This window comes from Chryseobacterium sp. HNCC26DJ238 (assembly GCF_057180465.1).
The window spans coordinates 124,457-141,720 of sequence record NZ_JBXUGI010000014.1; the positions used below are offsets into that span (position 1 = coordinate 124,457).

21 protein-coding genes are annotated in these 17,264 nt (G+C 36.5%); 12 read left to right on the forward strand and 9 right to left on the reverse strand.

Annotated features, from left to right (window positions below):
• Positions 1-69 precede the first annotated feature (69 nt).
• From AC2A07_RS14220 to AC2A07_RS14230, 3 genes are read left to right on the forward strand one after another with little or no spacing between them, the layout of a single operon-like run.
• Complete coding sequence (locus tag AC2A07_RS14220) at positions 70-1,020, forward strand: GSCFA domain-containing protein (protein ID WP_484050967.1); 951 nt, start codon at positions 70-72, stop codon at positions 1,018-1,020.
• Between the two features lie 5 nt (positions 1,021-1,025).
• Entirely contained in the window at positions 1,026-1,565 is a 540-nt protein-coding gene (locus AC2A07_RS14225) for a DUF4269 domain-containing protein (protein WP_484050968.1), read from the forward strand.
• The gene (locus AC2A07_RS14230) at positions 1,558-2,325 is read left to right on the forward strand and encodes a TatD family hydrolase (RefSeq protein WP_484050969.1); all 768 of its coding nucleotides are present in this window, start codon (positions 1,558-1,560) and stop codon (positions 2,323-2,325) included. Before AC2A07_RS14225 ends, AC2A07_RS14230 begins: the two co-directional genes overlap by 8 nt.
• 46 nt (positions 2,326-2,371) lie before the next feature.
• Here the strand turns inward: AC2A07_RS14230 and AC2A07_RS14235 are convergent, their stop codons facing one another.
• The 9 genes from AC2A07_RS14235 to AC2A07_RS14275 all read right to left on the reverse strand — a co-directional run bounded on the left by AC2A07_RS14235 (position 2,372) and on the right by AC2A07_RS14275 (position 8,192).
• A complete protein-coding gene (locus AC2A07_RS14235) occupies positions 2,372-3,631 on the reverse strand; it encodes a DEAD/DEAH box helicase (RefSeq protein ID WP_484050970.1) in 1,260 nt (419 codons plus the stop codon).
• Positions 3,632-3,796: 165 nt separating this feature from the next.
• Complete coding sequence (locus AC2A07_RS14240; RefSeq protein WP_484050971.1) at positions 3,797-4,285, reverse strand: DUF6438 domain-containing protein; 489 nt, start codon at positions 4,283-4,285, stop codon at positions 3,797-3,799.
• Positions 4,286-4,356: 71 nt separating this feature from the next.
• Complete coding sequence (locus AC2A07_RS14245; protein ID WP_484050972.1) at positions 4,357-4,728, reverse strand: hypothetical protein; 372 nt, start codon at positions 4,726-4,728, stop codon at positions 4,357-4,359.
• A 347-nt stretch (positions 4,729-5,075) separates the two neighbouring features.
• Positions 5,076-6,059: a GTPase ObgE gene (obgE, locus tag AC2A07_RS14250; RefSeq protein ID WP_484050973.1), complete on the reverse strand. Its 984-nt coding sequence runs from the start codon at positions 6,057-6,059 to the stop codon at positions 5,076-5,078.
• Positions 6,060-6,137: 78 nt separating this feature from the next.
• Positions 6,138-6,719, reverse strand: a complete 582-nt coding sequence (locus AC2A07_RS14255; RefSeq protein ID WP_314497604.1) for an adenylate kinase — start codon at positions 6,717-6,719, stop codon at positions 6,138-6,140.
• 97 nt (positions 6,720-6,816) lie between these two features.
• Positions 6,817-7,371, reverse strand: a complete 555-nt coding sequence (hpt, locus tag AC2A07_RS14260; protein WP_484050974.1) for a hypoxanthine phosphoribosyltransferase — start codon at positions 7,369-7,371, stop codon at positions 6,817-6,819.
• Positions 7,372-7,473: 102 nt separating this feature from the next.
• Complete coding sequence (locus AC2A07_RS14265) at positions 7,474-7,626, reverse strand: hypothetical protein (RefSeq protein ID WP_484050975.1); 153 nt, start codon at positions 7,624-7,626, stop codon at positions 7,474-7,476.
• A 41-nt stretch (positions 7,627-7,667) separates the two neighbouring features.
• Positions 7,668-7,937, reverse strand: coding sequence for a type II toxin-antitoxin system RelE/ParE family toxin (locus AC2A07_RS14270; RefSeq protein ID WP_484050976.1), 270 nt, complete (start codon positions 7,935-7,937; stop codon positions 7,668-7,670).
• Between the two features lie 30 nt (positions 7,938-7,967).
• A complete protein-coding gene (locus AC2A07_RS14275) occupies positions 7,968-8,192 on the reverse strand; it encodes a type II toxin-antitoxin system ParD family antitoxin (RefSeq protein WP_484050977.1) in 225 nt (74 codons plus the stop codon).
• Positions 8,193-8,400: 208 nt separating this feature from the next.
• On the opposite strand from AC2A07_RS14275, the gene AC2A07_RS14280 reads away from it, so the two are divergent.
• The 9 genes from AC2A07_RS14280 to AC2A07_RS14320 all read left to right on the forward strand — a co-directional run bounded on the left by AC2A07_RS14280 (position 8,401) and on the right by AC2A07_RS14320 (position 17,259).
• Positions 8,401-9,687 carry an adenylosuccinate synthase gene (locus AC2A07_RS14280; protein ID WP_484050978.1) on the forward strand — a complete coding sequence of 429 codons (1,287 nt, stop codon included), beginning with the start codon at positions 8,401-8,403 and terminating at the stop codon, positions 9,685-9,687.
• A gap of 414 nt (positions 9,688-10,101) precedes the next feature.
• Positions 10,102-10,932 (forward strand): energy transducer TonB, encoded by an 831-nt coding sequence (locus AC2A07_RS14285; protein ID WP_484050979.1) that lies wholly within the window; start codon positions 10,102-10,104, stop codon positions 10,930-10,932.
• Positions 10,933-11,098: 166 nt separating this feature from the next.
• Positions 11,099-11,872, forward strand: a complete 774-nt coding sequence (locus AC2A07_RS14290; RefSeq protein ID WP_484050980.1) for a ParA family protein — start codon at positions 11,099-11,101, stop codon at positions 11,870-11,872.
• Between the two features lie 90 nt (positions 11,873-11,962).
• The gene (locus AC2A07_RS14295; protein WP_314497625.1) at positions 11,963-12,853 is read left to right on the forward strand and encodes a ParB/RepB/Spo0J family partition protein; all 891 of its coding nucleotides are present in this window, start codon (positions 11,963-11,965) and stop codon (positions 12,851-12,853) included.
• On the forward strand, positions 12,854-13,489 hold the full coding sequence (locus tag AC2A07_RS14300; protein WP_484050981.1) for a DUF5683 domain-containing protein: 636 nt from the start codon (positions 12,854-12,856) through the stop codon (positions 13,487-13,489). It begins immediately after the preceding gene.
• A gap of 21 nt (positions 13,490-13,510) precedes the next feature.
• Positions 13,511-14,212: a 4-hydroxy-tetrahydrodipicolinate reductase gene (gene dapB, locus AC2A07_RS14305; RefSeq protein WP_484050982.1), complete on the forward strand. Its 702-nt coding sequence runs from the start codon at positions 13,511-13,513 to the stop codon at positions 14,210-14,212.
• A gap of 111 nt (positions 14,213-14,323) precedes the next feature.
• Entirely contained in the window at positions 14,324-15,967 is a 1,644-nt protein-coding gene (gene lepB, locus AC2A07_RS14310) for a signal peptidase I (RefSeq protein WP_484050983.1), read from the forward strand.
• A complete protein-coding gene (gene lepB / locus AC2A07_RS14315) occupies positions 15,967-16,644 on the forward strand; it encodes a signal peptidase I (RefSeq protein ID WP_484050984.1) in 678 nt (225 codons plus the stop codon). Before lepB (AC2A07_RS14310) ends, lepB (AC2A07_RS14315) begins: the two co-directional genes overlap by 1 nt.
• 6 nt (positions 16,645-16,650) lie before the next feature.
• On the forward strand, positions 16,651-17,259 hold the full coding sequence (locus AC2A07_RS14320; protein ID WP_484050985.1) for a WbqC family protein: 609 nt from the start codon (positions 16,651-16,653) through the stop codon (positions 17,257-17,259).
• The last annotated feature ends 5 nt before the right edge of the window (positions 17,260-17,264 follow it).

Consider the following 17,264-nt stretch of genomic DNA (forward strand, 5'->3'; position numbering starts at 1 on the left):
GAAAATTAGTATTAATTCAGTTTTTTCATTTTCAGATTTTCAGATTGTTTTATTTTCAAATTAAATAAAATGAAATTCCGGACAGAAGTAGATATTACAGATTCTGAGAAAAAGATCGAAATTGAAGATAAAATATTTTCAATAGGTTCGTGTTTTGCTTCCGAAATGACTGGACTGTTTCAGCAGGGGCAGCTGCAGTCTGTTAATAATCCTTTTGGTACGTTATTTAATCCCTTTTCCACTAATCATGCCATCAAAAGGCTTCATGATTCGGAGTTTTATCAGGAGGAAGAACTGATTACTTTTAATGGTGAATTTATTTCGCTGGACCATCATTCAAGTTTTGATACCCGGTTTATTCATCAGACCCTCGATCGGATCAATCAGAAAATTGTTGAAGGAAATCAGTTTCTGCAGGATTCAAATTGGGTGATTATCACGTACGGAACATCATTTATTTATGAATTTAAACCAAAAGGAAAGCTGGTTGCGAACTGTCATAAGATCCCGCAGAAGTTTTTTGAAAAGAGGTTATTATCCCATCAGGAACTTACAGATTCTATCTACGACAGCATTTTAAATTTAAAAGATATCTGTAAAGATGATTTACAAATCCTTTTTACCGTATCTCCTGTTCGTCATACAAAAGACGGAATGATTGAAAATCAGTTAAGCAAATCAAAATTGATTACAGCAATTCATGAGACAATCCCAGAAATTGAAAACTGTTACTACCTTCCGGTGTATGAGATTTTGATGGATGATCTCCGTGATTACCGTTTTTACAAAGAAGACATGATTCACCCCAATGCTCAGGCTGTTCAATACATCTTTGAAAAATTTGGCAGTGCTTATTTTTCAGCTGAAACCGGAGATTTTATGAAAGAGAATTTTAAAATTAATAAAGCTTTGGAACATAGATCTGATGATGAAAAAGATCCGAAATATATAGAATTCAGAGAAAAACTGAATCAGAGAATTGAAATTCAACAAAAGAAAACCAAACACAGGATATTCTGATTTAAATGACTGACTTTACTGAAATTGATTATCTGACAAACGGGAATGAAAGACAGAAAAGGGCTTATGAGGTTCTGAAAAAACATAAAATCTTCCAGATTCTGGAATGCTATTCTCCTATTTTAGCCGGAACCATTCCCATCGGAATTGATATTGAAGGAAGTGATCTTGATATTATCTGCGAGGTGGATCTTGAATTTGAGAAAGATTTTCCGGATCGTAGTACATTGAGTAAAATGGTTCCTTCCGGGAAGGATATCAAGATAGAATATCAGGTTATCAATGGCGAAAAATCTATTATTATAAACTTTATGCTGGAAGAGTTTCCCATAGAGATTTTCGGACAGAATATACCCACAACCCAACAAAATGCATATCTGCACATGATTGCAGAATATAAAATATTAGATCAGAAAGGAAAAGAATTTAAACAGGAAATAATAGAATTAAAGAAAAAAGGAATCAAAACTGAGCCGGCATTCGGAATGCTGCTCAATCTTGAAAATCCTTATGAAGATCTATTAAAATTTAATAAGAATGATTGACACACATACCCATTTATATTCTGAGGAATTTGATAAAGACAGAAAAGAAGCCATTCAGAGAGCTTTGGATAAAGGAATTACCTCATTTTATCTTCCTGCCATTGATTCCGGGTCTCATGAAAAGATGCTTCAGCTGGAAAGTGAATACCCTAAGCATGTTTTTTCAATGATGGGGCTTCATCCCTGCTATGTAAAACCGGAATCATGGGAAAAAGAACTGGAAACAGTAAAGAAGTACCTGGATGAAAGGGAATTTCCTGCCATCGGAGAAATAGGCATTGATCTGTACTGGGATCAGTCGACTTTAGAAATTCAGGTGAAAGCTTTTGAACAGCAGATTGACTGGGCCATAGAAAAAGACCTGCCGATCGTCATTCATACCAGAGAAAGCTTTGACGAAACTTTTGAAGTCCTTGAAAGAAAGAAACATCCGAAATTGAGAGGAATCTTCCATTGCTTTTCCGGTAATCTTGAACAGGCACACCATGCGATCGGTTTAAATTTTATATTAGGGATTGGTGGGGTAGTGACCTTTAAAAACGGTAAGATCGACCAGTTCTTAAATGAGATCCCGTTAGATAAAATCGTTCTGGAAACAGATTCACCGTACCTTGCGCCGGTTCCCCACAGAGGAAAAAGAAATGAAAGTTCATATCTGGATCTGGTGGCAGGTAAATTGGTGAATATTTATAATAAAGATTTTGCTGAGATTGATAGAATTACCAGTGAAAATGCCAGACTGCTCTTCGGAAAAATATAGATTACTAAATCAAAAAATGCCTTCCGGTCCGGAAGGCATTGATTTTTTATTTATTTCTGAAAAAGTTGCTCTTGTTTTTGGGCTTCTTACTGTGATCAGATTTTTGCTGTCCCGAAGGTTTAGGTCTCGGAGTGAATGGTTTGTTGTTGGAATCTCTTTTTTCCACTACAAGATTATCGGTGTGAAAAGGATGATTTTTTTCAACAGGAATTTTCATTCCGATCAGTTTCTCCGTATCTTTCAGGTTCAGCAGATCAAGTCCGTCTACAAAAGAGATCGAAGATCCTTCTGATCCTGCTCTTCCTGTTCTTCCGATTCTGTGAACGTACGTTTCTGCAACGTCTGAAAGTTCGTAATTGACAACATACTTCAGTTCGTCGATATCAATTCCTCTTGCTGCGATGTCTGTCGCAACCAGAATACGTGTTCTTCCGGACTTAAAATTATTTAAGGCATTCTGTCTTGCATTCTGGGATTTGTTCCCGTGGATCGCTTCTGCAGAAATATTCCCCGACTGTAATTTTCTTGCAATCTTATCAGCTCCGTGCTTGGTTCTTGAAAATACCAGAACAGATCCTGAAATATCATTCTGTAAGATGTGAGTCAGCAAATCAAGCTTATTGTCCTTATCAACAAAATAAACAGACTGTTTGATGGTCTCTGCTGTCGAAGAAATAGGCGTTACAGAAACTTTGATCGGCGTATTTAAAATTGAATCTGCCAGCTTCTGAATTTCTGTAGGCATTGTTGCAGAGAAGAAAAGCGTCTGTCTTCTTGGTGGCAAAAGTTTAATGATTCTTTTTACATCATGTACGAAGCCCATATCCAACATTCGGTCGGCTTCGTCCAATACAAAAATTTCAAGATTTTTTAAACTGATAATGCCCTGAGCAATAAAATCCAATAATCTTCCCGGAGTTGCAACCAAAATATCAACACCTCTTCTTAAAGCTGTTTCCTGGCTGCCTTGCTTTACACCACCGAAAACTACTAATTTTCTAAGCGGTAAGTTTTTTCCGTATGCATTGAAACTTTCTTCAATCTGTATAGCGAGTTCTCTGGTCGGAGTTAGAATTAATGCTTTGATATGATTGTTCTTCGGTCCTTTCCTTTCGGTAAGATTCTGTAAGATGGGAATGGCGAACGCTGCTGTCTTTCCGGTTCCTGTCTGTGCAGTTCCCAATACATCTCTGTGTTCTAAAATTGATGGGATTGCCTGTTCCTGAATAGGGGTAGGGTTTTCATAACCTTGTTTTTGAAGCGCATCTAAAATGGGCTTGATAATGTTTAAGTCTGTAAATAACAAAATAAAAATTGTGTATTAAAATAGTGCGGGTGAAGCAGTATACTTCATCATTTTTAGCAAAATCTGCTAAAAACTTTTAACAGAATTTTTAAGTAAAATAGTACTTTACTGGCTGAGAATGCCGCGAAATATACTGCAAAGATAGACTAAATTAATGGAATGCTGTTATTTTACTTTGTTCCACTGCTGATTTTGCTTTAATTCTTCAAAAAACTGGTACACTTTCATCAGTTTTTCAGAACCTCTTTTTCCATAATCTTCTGTGTTTTTTGACGTTCCGTCTGCAAGCTTTATCCTTAAATATGAAGTAGGAAGATCACTTACATTACGACTTCCATACTGATCCTTAAGGTTTTTTACATCAAGATCATTGAGCAGGGATGCAAGTTTCTGATAATCTGCTTCCTTTATAGTTGCTGTGAAAGTGCCCTCTCTTTCCTTTGAAAATTCGTCTTTTGAAGTTCCTTTTGAAAAATTAAAATGCTCAGCCTCCAGAACTGCAGTACGGTCTGCCTGAATGGTCATTTTATAAATCGGGCAAAATCCGAAGCATGCCCCGGCTTCATACTCTATGGTTGAATACTTTGATTCTGATTTCTGAGTCTGGCAAGAGAATAGTACCACAACAGCGAAGAGACTTAATAAATATTTCATTGTTTAAATTTGAGCGTAGTCTCTCAATAAGTGTTCCATTAAAGAGAAATCTTGTTAGTTTCTTTTATATGTTAATTAAACAGGTAACCGACACCGGCTTGCAGAAAACCTACTTTTATAGGAAAGCCTTCTTTGTTGATTTCAATAAAATTAAAATGATACCGGACGTCTGCAAAAAAACTCTCGTTGATTTTATATTCTGATCCAAGAAACGGAAAAAGATTGAGACCTTTAATTCCGTCATAGTTCTGAGAAGTACCTCCGTTGACGATTCCGTCAGTTTTTAATTTCTCAGAAATATTAAATCCGAAATTCATAACGGCAGATGCCGAAAAGTTGGGGATAAAATGATATTTTACTGAAACCGTAACCTGAATTTGATTTAACTGATAATTAAAATCTACAGTACCCATATAGGTCATGTCTTTGCCGACAAGTGACATCAGCGGCATAGATTCTGTCCCACCCAACTGAGTATACAAACCTCCGCCTGGATGTCCACTTTTGAAAAAACAGGCTGTTCACCTATCAGCCCGGTAAAGAAATACGATTTTGAATCTAATTTATTGTCAAAAAATTTCATACCTGAGAGATTATATCCGGCTTTACTCCAAATTTAAAATTTGAATCTGAATCCTGTTTCGAATCCTGAACACTGATAAATCCCGAAATAGTGATTGAAAGAACAAAAAAAAGTTTTTTTTCATTTTTACAAAAGTTTATTTCTGTAAACATCTGAAGTATAAAGAAAAATTGTGCTGTAATGGAATTCACAGCACAATTACTATTTTTATCCGTGAAGTTGTTTCCAGATTGCATCTTTCAGTTCCATCAGACCTTCACCGGTAACCCCTGAGAAGAATAACGGTTTTCTGTGCTCCGGAAATTCTGCAGCAATTTCTTTTTTCAGTTCGTCATCCAATAGATCGGCTTTCGAAACAGAAATGACAAAATCTTTATCCAGTAACTCAGGATTATATTCTTTCAGTTCATTCTCCAGGATTTTAAACTCCTGAAAATGATGTTCAGAATCTGCAGGAATCAAAAATAATAAGATTGAATTTCTTTCGATATGTCTCAGGAATCTGTGTCCCAGACCTTTTCCTTCAGCAGCTCCTTCGATGATTCCCGGAATATCTGCCATGACAAAAGATTTGTAATTTCTGTAATCTACGATTCCCAGGTTGGGAGTTAAAGTCGTAAAGGCATAATTGGCAATTTTTGGTCTTGCTGCTGAAACCGATGCTAAAAGAGTAGATTTTCCTGCATTCGGGAAGCCTACAAGACCGACATCTGCGAGGATTTTAAGTTCGAAAACGATGTAACCTTCCTGTCCGTCCATCCCTGGTTGTGCATAACGGGGAGTCTGGTGTGTAGAGGATTTGAAGTGCTCATTTCCTTTACCGCCTTTACCGCCCTCCATCAGGATGATTTCCTGACCGTGTTCAAGGATTTCACCTACGATTTCACCTTCCTCATTTTTAGCAATAGTGCCTACAGGAACTTCAATGTAAGTATCTTCCCCGTACGCTCCGGTTAACTGGTTTTTCGCTCCGTTCTGTCCACGTTCCGCTTTTACGTGACGCGTGTAACGAAGGGGAAGTAAAGTCCATTCCTGTGAATTCCCCTTCATGATAACGTGGCCTCCGCGGCCACCGTCACCTCCATCGGGACCTCCTTTCGGAATATATTTTTCACGGCGGAGATGGGCAGAACCTGCACCACCATGACCGCTTTTGCAATGAATCTTTACGTAATCTACAAAATTTGACATAATTCTTTAATTGTTAGTTTTCAGCTGTCGGTTGTTGGTTAATGGTAGTGTACTTTTCTATCAACCATCAACCATTAACTATAAACTAATTTTTTCTACTTCAGCAAAAAGCTTTTCAGAAATCTCATTGATTTCCCCTACACCGTTGATCTCAACGTACTTACCTTGCTGCTTATATAATTCTGCTACTTCTGCAGTTTTTGTGTAATATTCTTTGATCCTGTTTTCAATGATCTCTACATTGCTGTCATCGGTTCTTCCGCTTGTTTCACCTCTTTTCAACAATCTTTCAACCAAAATCTTATCTTCTACGATCAGTGAAAGGCAAACATCAATGTCATTATTCAATTCCTCTTTTACGATTTTTTCCAGGGCTTCAGTCTGTACTGCAGTTCTTGGATAGCCGTCGAAAATAAATCCTGCTGCATCAGTCGGTTTTCTCAATTCGTCGATCAGCATATCAATCGTTACCTGGTCAGGAACCAGTTCTCCTTTGTCAATGTAAGATTTTGCCAGTTTTCCAAGTTCAGTGTCATTTTTCATATTGAATCTGAAAAGATCACCTGTTGAGATCTGCTTTAAATTAAATTTCTCAATCAGATTTTGAGCTTGAGTTCCTTTTCCACTTCCTGGAGGGCCGAACAGAACAATGTTTATCATAGCGTTGAGGAGCTTGTGGCAATAGGCGGTTGGCTTCTTGCCTTCAGCTGTATTTAGTTATTATTAAATTTATTTCTTTTGAGAAGCTAAAAGCTGTTTAATGGTTGATCGTTCCTTCTTCCAACTGATATAAATTCGGAAGATTTCTTCCCAGTTCATCGTAGTCAAGACCATAACCCAAAACAAATTTGTTTGGAATTTCTTTCCCGATATAATCCAGTTTGAAATCTTTCTTGTATACTTCAGGCTTTAATAAGAATGAAGCGATTTTTACAGATTTAGGACGTTGTGTTTCGTTGAAATATTTAAATAAACTTTCAACCGTATTTCCTGTATCTACAATATCTTCTACCAGGATGATGTGACGGTCTTTTACGTCTTTGGTCAATTCCATTTTCTGGTAAACAATTCCTGTAGATTCTGTTCCTGCATAAGAACTCATCTGGATGAAAGCGATTTCACATTCTCCGGGATAATGTTTAAGAAGGTCAGAGAAAAACATGATTACTCCATTCAGTACACCAATGAAAACAGGAACTTCGTCCTTGTAATCTTCATAGATCTTCAGAGCGGTTGCTTTTACGATTTTCTGAATTTCAGTATCCTCTAAATAGGGAACAAAAGTTTTGTCGTGAACTTGTATACTTTCCATAAAATTTTTAGTAGTCGGCAAAGTTACGTAATTTTGATGAAAGTTTTTTGTGAGGTCTGTCAGGTTTACAAAACTTGTTTCTCAAAAGAAATCAGTGAGTTTTTATGCATTCGAATTCCCATCGTTCGGAGGGGTAGCGAAAATTTCGAAGAAATTTTTGGCGGTGTGTTTTGCAAAGAGTACAATCATTACCTGTCCGGATGTGATAATTTTTTTTGTAAGAAGTGCGGAAATTTTGATTAACAGATATTCCATGAAGAACAGCATCTGAAAATTAACTGTATTTGACTGGTCTATTATTCATTTAGTTTTGAAGGAAGATCCATTCTCTGATGAAGAATTCTGATGATTTCAATTTCTTCATCCTTGAGATTAATTCTGTAAAATATAAAATGTGATTTTGTTCTCGACCTGAAATATCCCTTCCTGATTGCATTATAATTCTCTCCGGATTTTGGATTTTCAGACAAATATTCAATTTCGTTCATGAGCAGATCAAAATAATGGTCTGGCTGCTGTTTTGACCAGGTTTCAAAAAGTATACAGCCAGATTTTTTCCAAATCATTTGACGCCTCCGTACTGATTTTATATTTCATTAGTCGGAAGAATGTTTTTGCTGAAGATTTTTAAGAAATTCATTACGGTCAAAATTTTCTACAAACCCTGATTCTTCACCTCTCTTCAATTCATTGATCAGGTCTGTCTTTTTAGACTCTTCATATTCAAACATTCTTAAGGCAGTTCTCACTACCTCACTGGCACTGGAGAATTTTCCTGATTTAATCTGCTGACTGATGAAGTTTTCAAAATAATCTCCCAATAAAATAGATGTATTTTTGCCATTTCAGTAAATTTAAAATCAAATATACCAATTGTTGGTATATTATTAAAATTTTAATCATAAAAGTAGAGCAGTTTTTATAGCGTTTTTTATGCTATTCTTTTACCTAAAAAATAAAATTACCCTCAAATTTGCCCACCCAATTTTTTAAAAGTAATTTTGTACGAATCTAAAATAAAAGTAAAATATGTCAACTTACGTAGTTGTAGGTCTTCAGTATGGAGATGAGGGTAAAGGAAAAATCACGGATGTTTTATCGGCAAAATCTGATTACGTTGTACGTTTCCAAGGTGGGGACAACGCTGGTCACACGGTATATGTCGGTGAAGAGAAATTTGTTTTGCACCTTCTTCCTTCAGGAGTTTTGCAGTGTAAAGGAAAATGCATCATTGCCAACGGAGTAGTGGTGAATCCTAAATCTTTCATTAAAGAGGTGAGCCAGATCGAAAGCAAAGGCTTGAGAACAGACCACATTTTTATCAGCAGAAGAGCGCATGTCATCATGCCTTACCACATTCTTTTGGATACTTACCGTGAGGAAGAGCACGGAGGAACTCAGATCGGAACCACCAAAAAAGGAATCGGGCCTTGCTATGAAGATAAAATTGCGAGAATCGGAATCCGAATGGTAGACCTTTTGAATCCTGAAATTTTAAGAGATAAAATTGAGAAAAACTTAAAAGTTAAAAATTCTCTTTTTGAAAAATACTATGACAAACCGACTTTAGATGTTGAAGAAATCTACAACGAATATCTGGAAATCGGGAAACAGCTTCAGGAAAGAATCGTAGATACGGAACTTGAATTAAATGAGGCGATCAGAGACGGTAAAAATGTGTTGTTCGAAGGTGCTCAGGCATTGATGCTGGATATCGACTTTGGAACATATCCGTACGTTACTTCATCTTCTCCATCTACCGGAGGAGTTTGTACAGGTGCAGGGGTACCTCCAACGTCACTTAAAAACTTGATTGGTGTTGCTAAAGCCTATTGCACACGAGTAGGAAACGGACCGTTCCCTTCAGAACTGGACAATGAGTTGGGAGAAAGCATCAGACAGATCGGTGGTGAATTCGGAGCGACGACAGGAAGACCGAGAAGAACAGGGTGGTTAGATCTTGTTTCTTTGAAACATGCCTGTATGATCAACGGAATCAATAATTTGGTGATCACTAAATTAGATGTTCTTACAGGAATTGAAAACCTGAAAATCGTTACCCATTATAAGACTGAAGATGGAAAAATAATTGATTACTTTACTTCTTCAACAGAAAAATTATACAACTACGAGCCAATCTATAAAGATTTACCGGGTTGGACTGAAGATCTTACTAAAGTTAGAAGCTATGACGAACTTCCCGACACTGCACAGAAATACATCGAGTTCATAGAAGAATATCTTGGAATCAATGTTTACTTAGTTTCTGTAGGTCCTGAAAGAAGCCAGAACATTATCAGAAAAGAATTATTCTAAGAAAAGAATTTTTATATAAAATGAAAGAGACTGTCAACCGACAGTCTCTTTTTTTATTTTCAAAAATATCAGAGCTCTCACAAATTACCCATTACCCATTACTCATTATTAATGTACGGATCTGTAACGAATTTTCCTCCATATAGGATTGGTAAGAAAATTCCTAAAAAATTTTAACGCCAGGAAAATCAATTAATCGTGACTTATATATTTCACCATCAGTGAGTTCCAAATATAGGTAGCTTCAATATCCTATTCAATAAATAGTTAATTTTATAATTTGTCATACATTTTGACAAAATGATTCTATTTTGATAAATTTTTGGCAAATATTTTGATATTGTTTTAATGATTAATTCAAACAGTATAGAAAACTAATAATATCAATATATTAACAATTTAATTTTTATCGTGATGAAACACCTACTGAAAAACCAGGAATTTCGACTGAATGAAATTCTATTCGAGAACCGTAACAAAGAATATGGAGCCTATGTATTAAGAAACGAGTCTGACAGAATTCTGACGAAATCACTTTTTATAGGGGTGAGCCTTCTTGCGGCAATGTCTATTACACCAATGATTGTTTCGGCATTTCGTACAGTGGAACCAATTATTAATGTTGATCCGGAACCTCCTACAATTATGAGGAATGTCGATCGCCCTGATGTTTCTGTTGAACTTATTGTTCCACCAAGAACTGCTCCGGCTCAGGTAAAAACTTTTGATGACAGATTACCTAATCCCTCTGCAAATCCGGATAACGAACAGGTTATAGAAAAAGTAGAAGGGGCGATTGCGGGAGTAAAAAATAATCCTGATGGTATAGTGGCTCCACCAAATGTTCATGTTCCATCAACTACAATTTCTGGAACAGGACCAGTTATTAATCATGTGCAGCCGCCGGTAATTGAAGTTCCGAAAGATAAAAATACGATTGAAGTAGCAGCCGTATCAGCTGATTATGAAGGCGGCATTAATGCTTTCAGAAATAAAGTAATGAATAAATTCGATAATTCAGGATTTGATACCGATGGAGTTCTAAGTACGACAGTTACTTTTATTGTAGAAACAAACGGAACCATTTCAGATATTAAAACGAATGGTAAAGATGCTTCCTTTAATGCTGAAGCCCTTCGAACAATCAAATCAATCAAAGGAACATGGATTCCGGGTAAAAATAAAAAAGGGGAACCAGTAAGAAGTTACTTTAAGTTTCCCATTTCCATGAAATTCGACAATTAGTATTATTCAAAACAAATCTTTTCACTTATCCACAAAATACTATTTTTTGTGGATAATTTTTTTGATGTCTAAAATCCTTATTAACAATATTTTAACGGTTCTTTCGTTTTAGTCATTCCTTGAAAACAGAGAAAAAAGTGTACTTTTGAAACTTAAAGTTCAAGCAATGGCAAAAATCATAGGTATCGCTAATCAAAAAGGAGGAGTAGGAAAAACTACAACTGCTGTCAACTTAGCCGCAGCATTAGGGGTATTGGAAAAGAAAATATTAATCATTGATGCGGATCCGCAGGCTAACGCGACCTCCGGTCTTGGGGTGGAGGAGGTTCAGTACTCTACCTATAATCTCCTGGAACATAGTGTTGAAACAACAAAATGTATTCAGAGAACCACGACCCCCAATTTAGATATCGTTCCTTCTCACATCGATTTGGTTGCTGCCGAAATCGAACTGGTGGATAAAGATAACCGTGAATATATGCTTAAAAAAGCTTTGGCAACGGTAAGAGATGATTATGATTACATTATCATCGACTGCGCACCAAGTTTAGGTTTGATTACCGTAAATGCTCTTACAGCAGCAGATTCTGTCATTATTCCTATCCAGTGTGAATATTTTGCTTTGGAAGGGTTGGGTAAGCTTTTGAACACAATTAAAAATGTACAGAAAATCCACAATAAAGATTTAGATATTGAAGGATTGTTGCTGACGATGTATGACAGCCGTTTGAGACTGTCTAATCAGGTTGTTGAGGAAGTTCATGCTCATTTCCCTGAAATGGTTTTCGAAACGATCATCAGCAGAAATGTACGATTGAGCGAAGCGCCAAGTTTCGGTGAAAGTATCTTAAATTATGATGCAGAAAGCAAAGGAGCAATTCAGTATCTTCAGCTAGCAGAAGAAGTTCTGCTGAAAAACGAAAATTTAGTAAAGAATTAAAAAGCAGCCTATAGTAATTGGCTTTAGCTGATTATAAATAAATTTGATAACATTAAAGCAAGAAGCTGTCAGCTGATTGCCATTTGCAATATGAAAGACAAAAAAAGAGCGATGGGGCGTGGTTTGGGTGCTATTTTGAGTGCTGAATCCAAAGCTACGGTAAATTCTGCAACAGATGAGGGAGCAGAAAATTTTGTAGGAAATATCATGGAAGTTTCTATTGATGATATTTATCCCAATCCCACTCAGCCGAGAACTTATTTTGACGAAAAAGCTCTTAACGAACTTGCCCAGTCGATTAAAAATCTTGGAGTAATTCAACCCATTACTTTAAGAAAAGACGGTGAAAAGTTTGAAATCATATCCGGAGAGAGACGTTTCAGAGCAAGTAAGATTGCAGGATTAACTTCGGTACCTGCTTATATCCGTCTGGTTAACGATCAGGAACTGCTGGAAATGGCTCTTGTAGAAAACATTCAGCGTGAAGATCTGGATTCTATCGAAATTGCCCTTACCTACCAGAGGCTGATGGAAGAAATTGGGATGACCCAGGAAAATCTAAGCCAGAGAGTGGGAAAAGACAGAAGCACCATAACTAACTCAATCAGATTGTTACGGTTAAATCCCGATATTCAGAATGCCATCAGAAGCGGTGAAATTTCAGCCGGACATGGCAGAGCCATCATCAGTCTTGAAAATGAGGAGCATCAACAGGCTTTGTTTGATATCATTATCAAAGAACAGCTGAATGTTCGACAGACCGAGCAGGCAGCCATTGCATTTAAAAACCCAAAATCTCCTGCAGCTAAAAAAGCAAAGGTTGAACTTTCGAATAATTACAGGAGAGCACAAAAAACCATCGCTGATATTCTTGATGTAAAAGTGGAGATAAAGACAGTCGGAGCGGGTAAAAAAGGTAAAATTGTCCTTGATTTTAAAAATGAAGACGAGCTGGAATATATTCTGTCTCATATTAAATAAATGAAAAAAATACTTTTCACATTTTTCATATGCTTATCTGTGACTCTGTTTTCACAGGTGACCCGTAATGATACCATCCGTCTGGATGCACTTCAGGAAGACAGTGCTGTTGTTTCAAAAATGCCGGAGGTTTCTGTCGTGGAAAGCATAGAAAAAGTAAATGCACCTGCAAAAATATCCGTTAAAAAACTAAATCCTACAAAAGCAGGTCTGTATTCTGCTGTTTTGCCAGGATTGGGACAGCTCTATAACAAAAAGTACTGGAAAATTCCCGTCGTGTTGGGAGCAGTCGGAGTAGGGGCAGGAATCGCAATCTGGAATCAAAACCGCTATCTTGAATATAGAGAATATTATATCGCTAAACTCAACGGAACTCCCAATGAATTTGTTGACAGCAATCCAAGGCTGGATAAAATTGCTTTGGCAAATGCTCAGGACAGATCAAAGAGACAGAGAGATTACGCTATTGCGATTACAGGGCTGATCTACATTTTAAACATTGTCGATGCTGTCGTTGATGCTCATCTGTATGAAGGCCGTAAGGATCCTGATTTAACATTTGCACCTGCGGTGATTTATGATGAATTCGGAAACAATCCACCAAAAACAGGGTTAAGTTTAAGTTTCAAGTTTTAAATTTTTATAAAAAGAACTGATATGAAAATAGCATTAGTCGGATACGGTAAAATGGGAAGGATCATTGATGAAGTTGCTGTGAACAGAGGTCACGAAATTGTTGCCCGTCTTAAGGAAACTCCAACTGCTGAAAATTTAAATAATCCGGATGTCGTGATTGAGTTTTCTTTACCTGAAGTCGCTTTTGAAAATATCAAAGTATGCCTCGAAAATAAAATTCCTGTCATTTGCGGAACAACAGGCTGGCTTGAAAGAAAAGCAGAGATCGAAAATTTGGCTGAAGAAAACGGGACTGCATTTTTATACGGCTCAAATTTCAGTTTAGGAGTCAATTTATTTTTTGCTTTAAACGAGAAATTAGCGGATCTGATGAAAAATGTTGACGAATATACCTGTCAGCTTGAAGAGATACACCATATCCATAAACTGGATGCTCCGAGTGGTACGGCAATATCTTTAGCGGAAGGAATTTTCAGGAATAATTCTAAATATGATGCATGGAAACTTGAAGAAACAAAAGATCAGCATTTAGGCATTTTTGCAATCCGCGAGGATGAAGTCCCGGGTACTCACAGCGTCTTTTACAGAAGCGAAGTTGATGAAATTGAAATAAAACACACCGCATTCAACAGGAACGGTTTTGCCTTAGGGGCAGTAGTTGCTGCAGAATGGATTAAAGATAAAAAAGGTCATTTTACCATGAAAGACGTTTTAGGTCTTTAATCGTGTAACAAACCGGCAATTTAGTAAACTAATAATAGAAAATTTGTGTAACTATTCATTACTTTTTACACATTGCTCATTACTCATATCACAGATTAGGCACAGAAATTTATGAATTATTTTTTAACGTACACAGTTTATGTTCTCATATTATCAGTATTGATGGGGATCTCCACCTGGAAACTGTTCAAAAAAATGGGGTACAGTCCTGTATTGGCATTTGTACCTTTTTACAATTATTTTATCATTTTAAAAGAAACAGAGCATCCGAAATGGTGGGCGGTTTTATCTTACCTTCCTATAGTAGGCCCGATTATGATGTCTGTCTTTCATATTTATCTGATGAAGAAATTTGGCAAAAGCCTTGTTCAGAATCAGTTGCTGACCGTTATTCTGCCTTTTATTTATATGGCGACGGTCAACTATTCTAAAGATGTTGAGTTGGAGGATGAAAATGATCTATATCTGACAGAAGAAGAAAAGAGTGCGAAGAAGAAAGATACATTTATCGGATCAATTACTTTTGCGGTAGTTTTTGCGACCATTATACACGTATTTTTTACGCAGCCTTTCGGGATTCCTACAGGATCGATGGAACGTACGCTGCTGGTAGGAGATTTTCTTTTTGTAAATAAATGGAGCTATGGGTACAGATTACCCATGCGTCCTCTCGCAATACCTTTTTTACAGGGAACCATCATGGATACCGGGGAAAAGGGTAATCCCAAAGATGATCCGAAATCATATGTTGAGGCAGTAAAATTACCTTACGAAAGGATTTTCCAGTTCAGCAAACCTCAGAAAACTGATATTGTTGTTTTCAATTATCCCAGAGATTCCGTACATGTTTCGCTTGACCGTGCAGATCCTTATGTAAAGAGATGTGTTGCGGTTGCAGGTGATACTTTTGAAATGCGTGACGGTAAAATGTTTATTAATGGTAAACCGGAAGTCTTTTTAGGTGATCAGGAAGTTCAGCAAAGATATATCGTCAATACAGGAAGTCAGCTCGATATCCCGGGATTGTATAAAACTTTCGGATTTTTACCTGTTCAGGAAGGTCAGAATGAAAAGGGAGGTTTTGTATATTATTTTCAGGGTCTGACGAAAAAGACTGCTGCTGAAATTAAAAAACTTCCTCAGGTTATCGATATGCAGGAACACATTCAGCCGAAGGGCGAATCAGCTATTGTATATAGGGATGAAACAAGAACAAAAATTGATACCACCAATTCAATATTTCCAATCAACAGCGGATGGAACCAGGATCAGTACGGCCCGCTTAAGATTCCTAAAAAAGGAGATGTTGTGGCTATCAATCCACAGACTCTCCCGGAATACCAGTGGATTATCAAGAACTACGAACACAACACCTTAGAAAATAAAAACGGGAAGATTTTTATCAACGGAAAAGAAGCCACTCAGTATACTATTCAGCAGGATTATTATATGATGGTAGGTGATAACAGAGATGCTTCACTGGATGCCAGATTTTTCGGTTTTGTTCCCGAAGAAAACATTGTAGGAAAACCGATGTTCACATGGCTAAGTGTGGAAGGAGCTTTTAAAGATTCACAATCCTCATATCAGGCTGACGGAATGAGAGTGCGTTGGGACAGAATGTTCAAAGCCACCAACACGGGAGAAGCCAATAAAACTTCTTACTGGTGGATAGCCGCTCTGATTCTTGTTCTCTTCTTCGGATGGGAGTATTTTGTTAAACTTTTTGGAAAGAAGAAAATAGAAGACGAATAGTGTTAAAAAATAAAATTTTTAATAGAGTTCTCCTTACCGGAAGCTTTATAGTAAGTCTACTAATTATTGCAAAACTCTCCGGGGTTTTGCAATATGCTTTATTGCCTACAGCTGGAAGTGAACCTACAATTAAAAGAGGAGGCTGGATATTGATAAGTAATCTTTTGCCTTACGAAAAAAATAAGATTCTCGTTTATAAGCAGAATAACCCAGATTATAAACCAGGAAATTATGCTCAAAGGCTTGTCGGGATAGAAGGAGATAAAATTCAAATAAAAAACGGAGACTTGTTTGTAAATGATTTTCTTATCAGTGGAAAGTTTGAAATAAATCAGGCATATAAAATCGACAGAGGTTTTGCTAATCATCTTATTGAACAAGGAGTTGCAGAAGAAGATTTTTTTCCAATCGACGAAAATCATTATATCACCCATCTTTCCAAAAAAAATCTTAAAAAAGATTATTTCTTTGAAAGATACATTAATACAAATACTGAACCTGATATTTTTAAAACTTTTGGTAAACAGTGGAATGCAGATAATTTTGGACCGCTGACAGTACCTCCCGGAAAAGTATTTTTTCTTGGTGATAATCGTAACGCAAGTTTAGATTCTCGATTCGTTGGTTTTGCTGAAAGAGAAGATATTGTAGGAGCCGTTTTTTATCCTAAAAATTAAATGATAATGCAGAATATATTGTTACCGGTATTTTATCTACCACCCATCTCGTGGTTTTCAGTTTTTTTAGATCCTGAGAACGAGGTTATTTTTGAGCAGTATGAAAGCTTTCCAAAGCAGACCTACAGAAACAGGATGAATATTTATGGAGCCAACGGAAAACTCTCCCTCGTTATTCCCATCAATCATACAGGAAAAAGAGAAATGAAGGATACTGAAATTTCTTACAGGGAAGACTGGTTGAAAATTCACTGGAAATCGATAAAAAATGTTTACCAGGGATCACCTTACTTTGAGTATTATGAAGATAAATTTGAAGTTCTCTATCAGAAGAAAGAAAAATTTCTGTTAGATTTTAATTTAAAAAGTATTGACATTATTCAGAAAATACTCAAGACAGAAAAGGCACAATCTTTGAATCAGGAATATATTAAAAATCCGTTTGAGATTAATTTTCGTGAGAAATTTTCCACTAAAACCGACTCAGAATTTAAAATGGATGAGTATTATCAGATTTTTACAGATAAATACGGTTTTTTGAAAGATCTTTCAATTATAGATCTTATTTGTAACAAAGGACCGGAATCTGTGACCTATCTAAAAAATATTAAATAATTCTT